Source organism: Streptomyces sp. NPDC003034, from assembly GCF_053591375.1.
In genome coordinates, this window is record NZ_JBSFTS010000009.1 from 22,336 (window position 1) to 28,335 (window position 6,000).

General features: G+C 73.1%; 6 protein-coding genes. 4 read left to right on the forward strand and 2 right to left on the reverse strand.

The features are described 5' to 3' along the window. Positions 1–100: 100 nt before the first annotated feature. On the reverse strand, positions 101–1,483 hold the full coding sequence (locus ACWDX7_RS12270; RefSeq protein ID WP_451490551.1) for a transcriptional regulator: 1,383 nt from the start codon (positions 1,481–1,483) through the stop codon (positions 101–103). 220 nt (positions 1,484–1,703) lie between these two features. On the opposite strand from ACWDX7_RS12270, the gene ACWDX7_RS12275 reads away from it, so the two are divergent. The 3 genes from ACWDX7_RS12275 to ACWDX7_RS12285 all read left to right on the forward strand — a co-directional run bounded on the left by ACWDX7_RS12275 (position 1,704) and on the right by ACWDX7_RS12285 (position 5,069). Beyond that, entirely contained in the window at positions 1,704–2,384 is a 681-nt protein-coding gene (locus ACWDX7_RS12275; RefSeq protein WP_451490550.1) for a bifunctional DNA primase/polymerase, read from the forward strand. A gap of 181 nt (positions 2,385–2,565) precedes the next feature. Beyond that, on the forward strand, positions 2,566–3,402 hold the full coding sequence (locus tag ACWDX7_RS12280) for an ABC transporter ATP-binding protein (protein ID WP_451490549.1): 837 nt from the start codon (positions 2,566–2,568) through the stop codon (positions 3,400–3,402). Further along, the gene (locus tag ACWDX7_RS12285) at positions 3,399–5,069 is read left to right on the forward strand and encodes a transporter (protein ID WP_451490548.1); all 1,671 of its coding nucleotides are present in this window, start codon (positions 3,399–3,401) and stop codon (positions 5,067–5,069) included. Before ACWDX7_RS12280 ends, ACWDX7_RS12285 begins: the two co-directional genes overlap by 4 nt. A gap of 76 nt (positions 5,070–5,145) precedes the next feature. On the opposite strand, the gene ACWDX7_RS12290 is transcribed toward ACWDX7_RS12285, so the two are convergent. Continuing rightward, positions 5,146–5,568 carry an ATP-binding protein gene (locus ACWDX7_RS12290; protein WP_451490547.1) on the reverse strand — a complete coding sequence of 141 codons (423 nt, stop codon included), beginning with the start codon at positions 5,566–5,568 and terminating at the stop codon, positions 5,146–5,148. Positions 5,569–5,740: 172 nt separating this feature from the next. On the opposite strand from ACWDX7_RS12290, the gene ACWDX7_RS12295 reads away from it, so the two are divergent. After that, positions 5,741–5,938, forward strand: coding sequence for a DUF397 domain-containing protein (locus tag ACWDX7_RS12295; RefSeq protein WP_451490546.1), 198 nt, complete (start codon positions 5,741–5,743; stop codon positions 5,936–5,938). Positions 5,939–6,000 lie beyond the last annotated feature (62 nt).

Here is a 6,000-nt window from a genome sequence, read left to right on the forward strand (position 1 = left end):
TAGCTCGGAGAGTTCGAGGCGCGGGGGCCCGGCGGCAGCGCCCCCGGCAACGGCGCCGCACCCGCCCCGCCCGGCCGAGCCGGATCCGCCCGGCCCGCCGCTAGGCGGCCCTCGCCTCCAGCCGCGCCCCGAATTCCCGTACCGCCGCCTCCTCCCGGTACGGCTCCAGCCGCAGCCGGAAGTCGTCCAGGTACTCCGCGCCCCGGTTCGAGCGGAGCTCGGCCAGCAGGTCCGCCGCCTTCGCGGCCGTCTGGCAGGCCTGTTCCACCTCCCGTTGCTGCACCTGCGCCGAGGCCAGCAGCAGCAGCCCGATGGCCCGGCGGCGGACCTTCGTCGCGGGGAGGCCCCGGAGCGCCTCCTCGGCCCGCCGGCCCGCCGCCTCCGCCTGGCCCAGATCGCGATGGCAGTGGGCCAGTTCGTCCGCCAGGTAGGCCTGGTCGAAGTGGCGGATCCACACCGGGTCGTCGCCCGCCCCCGGCTCCGCCCGTTCCAGCGCGGTCACCGCCCGCGAGGACAGCGCCGCCGTGGCCCGGCTATCGCCCATCAGCGCGTGCCCGCGCGCCTCGGCCGCGTAGAACATGGCCTCCACGCGCGGGGTGACCTGCCCCCTCGTGCCCTCCTGGGCGGCCCGCGCCAGCTGCGCGATCTCCCGCGGATTGCCCAGTTCGGCGGCGAGGTGGCTCATGGACGCCGCGAGTACGTAGCCCCCGTACGCGCGGTCCCCGGCCGCCTGGGCCAGGCGCAGCGCCTGGATGTAGTAGCGCTGCGCCAGCCCCGGCTGGCCGGTGTCCACCGCCATGTAGCCCGCGAGCTCGGTCAGCCGGGCCACCGCCCCGAACAGCGCCCGCCCCACCGGCTCCGCGTACGAGCCGCCGATCAGGCCGGACACGACGGAGTTGAGGTAGTGCACGACCACGGGCCGGACGTGCCCGCTGCCGAAGCGGTGGTCGAGGTCGGTGAGGGCCTGGGTGGTCGCCCGTACGGCCTCCACGTCGGACATGCCGACCCGCGAGCCGCCGCTGCGGGCCACCTGGGGATCGGCCGCGGTGATCAGCCAGTCGCGGCTCGGCTCGACCAGCGCGGAGGCGGCCACGCTCGATCCCGCCAGGAAGTCGCGGCGCCCGACATCGCTGCGCCACAGCTCGCAGACCTGCTCGATCGCGCCGATGACGGTCGGGGAGAACTGCAGGCCGACGCCGGAGGCGAGGTTCTTGCCGTTGGCCATGCCGATCTCGTCGATGGTGACGGTCCGGCCGAGTTTGCGCCCGAGCGCCTCGGCGATGATGCCGGGTGCCCGGCCGCGTGGCTGCTGGCCGCGCAGCCAGCGGGCCACGGAGGTCTTGTCGTAGCGGAGATCGAGGCCGTGTTCGGCCCCGCACATGTTGACCCGCCGGGCGAGCCCGGCGTTGGAGCACCCGGCTTCCTGGATGAGCGCCTGCAGCCGTTCGTTCGGCTGGCGGGCGACGAGAGGCCTGGCTGCCATGAAAACCCCCTGAGACCGCGGGTGATCGATGGAATGATCACTTCCCGGCTGAAGTGCGGAGAATCTTCCCGTCTGCGTGTTGTCGCTACCCAACGACCGCGCCCCGGCCTCCTACGCGCCCCCGTCAATGCACCGGTGCGCCCCGTGTGCAGGATCGATGCTCCGCCCACCGGCCGGTTTACGCCCGTAACCCCGGGTGACGCCGGGAGTTGTGATGTGCGTGGAAGAGACCATCGGAGTCACGGAGACCGCACCCATCCCCAAGCAGCGCGGCGAGCAGCTGCTGGACCATGCCGTGCGGTACGCGGAAGAACGGCACTGGGACGTCTTCGCCGGCACCTGGCTGGAGGTGGCCAACGGGCGGGAGTTCTGCTCCTGCGGGGCGCAGGACTGCGCCGCGCCGGGTGCGCATCCGGCCGTCGAGGACTGGGCCGCGCAGGCCACCGGCAGCGCGGTGCAGGTCCGCCGGATCTGGGCCAAGCGGCCGGAGGCCTCGATCCTGATGCCGACGGGCCGTACCTTCGACGCCCTGGACGTCCCCGACTCGGCCGGCTTCCTGGCGCTGGCGCGGCTGGAGCGGATGCAGCGCAGCCTGGGTCCGGTCACCCTCACCCCCGACCACCGAATGCTGTTCTTCGTCCTGCCGGGCGCCGGGGCGAAGGTGGCGGACCTGGTCCGCAAGCTCGGCTGGTCGCTGGCGGCGATGGACCTGTCGGCGCGCGGCGAAGGCGAGTACGTGGCCGCCCCGCCCACCCGCTACGGCGGCCGGGGCGCGGTCCAGTGGGCGCGGCGGCCCACGCCGGCCAACCGCTGGCTGCCGGACACGGAGGAGCTGATCGACGCGCTGGCGTACGCGTGCGGCCGGGAGGCGGCGGCGGAGCGGGCCCGCCGGAGCCGGTAACGGGCCGCCCCGGCCGGCAAGCGGCCGCCGAGCCATAACAGGCATGCCTCAACCGCTGACCGGCCGCAGGGACATGCGCTTTCGGGCCGGAAACTTATGACATAAGTAATGCTCACGCCTTTCCCGCTCCTCCTAGGGTGAGAAGAGAAGGACCAACGGGGACGGAACGAGAGGCACACGCATGCCAGACCAGGCTGATGCGACGGCGGGGACGTACGGAACGGGTGGCGCGCGATCCGCGCCGCCCGCCGTGCGGGTGGAAGGCCTGTGGAAGCGCTTCGGCGACCAGGTGGCCGTATCCGGGATCGATCTGGAGCTGCCCGCCGGAAAGTTCATCGGCCTGGTCGGGCCGAACGGCGCGGGCAAGACGACGACCCTGTCGATGATCACCGGTCTGCTGCGGCCGGACATGGGGCGGGTCCTCGTCGCGGGCCACGACGTGTGGGCGGATCCGGTCGAGGTGAAGTCCCGGATCGGTGTGCTGCCGGAGGGCATGCGGCTCTTCGAGCGGCTGTCGGGGCGCGAACTGCTCGGCTACATGGGCCGCTTGCGCGGGCTGCCGGGCGAGGAGACCGACAAGCGGGCGACGCAGCTGCTGGAGGTCCTCGACCTCGCGGGCTCGCAGCACAAACTGGTCGTGGACTACTCGACGGGCATGCGCAAGAAGATCGGCCTGGCGGCCGCCCTGCTGCACAACCCGGAAGTGCTGTTCCTGGACGAGCCGTTCGAGGGTGTGGACCCGGTCTCCGCGCAGACCATCCGCGGGGTGCTGGAACGTTACACCGCGTCCGGCGCCACGGTCGTCTTCTCCTCCCACGTGATGGAGCTCGTCGAGTCGCTGTGCGACTGGGTCGCCGTGATGGCCGCCGGAAGCATCCGGGCCGCGGGCCCGCTGGCCGACGTACGGGGCGCCTCGCCCACCCTCCAGGCGGCCTTCCTCGAACTGGTCGGCGCGCTGGGCCGCGACGCGGCCGGGGACTCGCTGGACTGGCTCGGCGGCGGGACGGCGGCGCGATGAACACGTCCGCTGCTCCGGTCTCCCAGAACCCGCCTTCCCAGACCCCGCTCTCCCTGACTCCGGCCTCCTTGGGCCCGGTCTCCCTGACCGGGGTCCTCGTCCGCCTGAAGCTGGCGCTGCTGCGCAACGGCCTCAGGGGCTCCTCCAAGCGCAAGGCGGCCTACTTCACGAGCCTCGCCTTCGCGCTGGTGACCGGCTTCTTCATCACGCTCGGCCTGGCGCTGCTGCGCGGGAACGCCCACGCCGGTACGGTCGTCGTCCTCCTGGCCGCGATCCTGGCGCTCGGCTGGACCGTCATGCCGCTGTTCTTCCCCACCGGCGATGAGACGCTCGACCCGAGCCGGCTGGTCATGCTGCCGCTGCGCCCCCGTCCTCTCGTGCGGGCGCTGCTCGCCTCCTCCCTGGTCGGTATCGGCCCGCTGTTCACCCTGTGCCTGGCCGTCGGCTCGGTGATGGCGGTCGCGCGCGGTGGCGCCGGAATCGCCGCCGCCGTCCTGGCCGTGCCGCTGCTGCTGCTCGGCTGCGTGGTCCTGGCGCGGGCGGTGGCCACCGCCAATGTGCGCCTGCTGACCAGCCGCAAGGGGCGCGACCTGGCGCTGCTGAGCGGGCTGCTGATCGCGGTGGGCGCGCAGGTGGCCAACTTCGCCAGTCAGCGCCTCTTCCAGACGGGCGGCCTCGCCCAGCTGGAGCCCGCCGAGGCGGTGGTGCGGTGGCTGCCGCCCGCGACGGCCGTCGGCATGGTGGACTCGGCGAGCGAGGGCGCGTACGGGGTGGCGGCAGCTCAACTGGCCGTCACCATCGGGGCGGTGACACTCCTCCTGTGGTTCTGGGAGCGGAGCCTGACCAAGCTGATGGTGACGCCGGACGGCTCGACGATCGCGGCCTCCTCCGGTTCCGCCAAGGAGCCGGGCGCGGGCGACGGCTTGTGGTCCCTGCTGCCGGGCGGCCGGACCGGCGCGGCCGTACAGCGCACCCTGCGGTACGCGGTGCGCGACCCGAAGACGAAGTCGGCGTGGGTGACCGCGCTGGCGATCGGCATGATCGTCCCGGTCTTCAACGCCCTCCAGGGCACCGGATCCGTCTACCTGGCCTGCTTCGGCGCGGGCATGCTCGGCATCCAGATGTACAACCAGTTCGGCCAGGACACCTCGGCCTTCTGGATGGTCGCCCAGACCATCTCGACCCCGCGCGACGCGTACGTCGAGCTGCGCGCCCGCGCCTGGGCGCTGGGCCTGGTCACCGTGCCGTACACGGTCCTCGTCACCGTCGTCACCGCGGCGCTGGTCGGCGACTGGGCCGCCTTCCCGGCCGCACTGGGCCTGGGCCTGGCCCTGCTGGGCTCGATGCTCTGCACGGGCGCGCTGGCCTCGGCCCGCTTCCCGTACTCCATCCCGACGGACGGCGCCTTCAAGAACGTCGCCCCGGGGCAGGCCGGACTGGCCTGGATCGGCATCTTCGGCGGCCTGCTGGCATCGGCGCTGATCTGCGCCCCGGTGATCGGCCTGACGATCTGGTTCACCGTGGCGGATCACCACAGCGCCTCGTGGACCCTGCTGCCGCTGGGCGTGGCCTGGGGCGCGCTGGCCACCTGGGCGGGCCTGCGCCTGGCGGCCCCGACGGTGGCGCGCAAGCTGCCGGAGATCCTGCTGGCGGTGAGCAAGGGCTGAGACGCTGGCGGGACTTCAGCCGGAGAGGGGCGACGGGCCGCTGGCCCGTCGCCCCTCTTTCCTTTGCCGTCCCGATTCACCCGCGCGACCCGCACTCGACCCAGAGCAGCTTGCCCGCCTGCGCCCCGTCGAGGCGGTACGAGCCGTACCGGTCCGCGCACAGCCGTACGAGGGCCAGCCCGCGCCCGCCCTCCACGTCGGACACGCACGGTGCGGGCTCGCCGCCGAAGGGAGCTGGGATATGCGGGTTGGTGTCCCAGACGCCGACACGGACGCGGTCGGCGTCCACCGCGCGCACGCGGAGGGCGCAGGGCCCGTACGCGTGCCGGTAGGCGTTGGAGACGAGCTCGCTCGCGAGGAGCTCGGCGGTGTCCGCGGGCCCGGTCATGGCGTGGCTACGGAGCACTGCCCGCAGGGTGGAGCGGGCGATTCCCGCTGCGCGGGGATCGTGCGGGAGTTGGAGGGTGTAGGCCCAGGACGGAGTTACGGTTGCGTCCACGGAAGTGTCCGATCGAGGAGGAGAGTTGAACCGTGCGCGTGGGGTGCCCGGTGACCAGGTCGCTCCGTCGAGCGGGGTACTTCCAGGCGGTGGCCTGCGGTGGCCCTCAACCCGGCCCAGACCCGCGACCTCATCAGCTCCATCGTCCGGAACCGGTGAAAGGCAGCCTCACATGACCCCCTACGACTGGCAGAGGTCGTCCTACTGCGCGGAGGGCAACTCCTGCGTCTACATCGCCACCGCACCCGGCGACGGCCGCGCCGGCCACGTCCTCGTCGCCGAGAGCGGCGACCCCGGCGGTCGGGTGCTCCGGGTCGCCGCCCACGCGTGGGCCGCTCTGCTCGACGGGGTCAAGGCCCGCCGGGTCTGAGTCAGCTCCGAGGTGGGGCGCGCTGCACGGTTCCGGGCAGTCGCGCCGAGGCGAATCATGCG

What these genes read in the sequence shown, in the direction of transcription:
- ACWDX7_RS12280 (WP_451490549.1), top strand. Translation starts at nt 2,566, where the DNA reads ATGCCAGACCAGGCTGATGCGACGGCGGGGACGTACGGAACGGGTGGC.
- ACWDX7_RS12285 (WP_451490548.1), top strand. Translation starts at nt 3,399, where the DNA reads ATGAACACGTCCGCTGCTCCGGTCTCCCAGAACCCGCCTTCCCAGACC.
- ACWDX7_RS12270 (WP_451490551.1), bottom strand. Translation starts at nt 1,483, where the DNA reads ATGGCAGCCAGGCCTCTCGTCGCCCGCCAGCCGAACGAACGGCTGCAG.
- ACWDX7_RS12295 (WP_451490546.1), top strand. Translation starts at nt 5,741, where the DNA reads ATGACCCCCTACGACTGGCAGAGGTCGTCCTACTGCGCGGAGGGCAAC.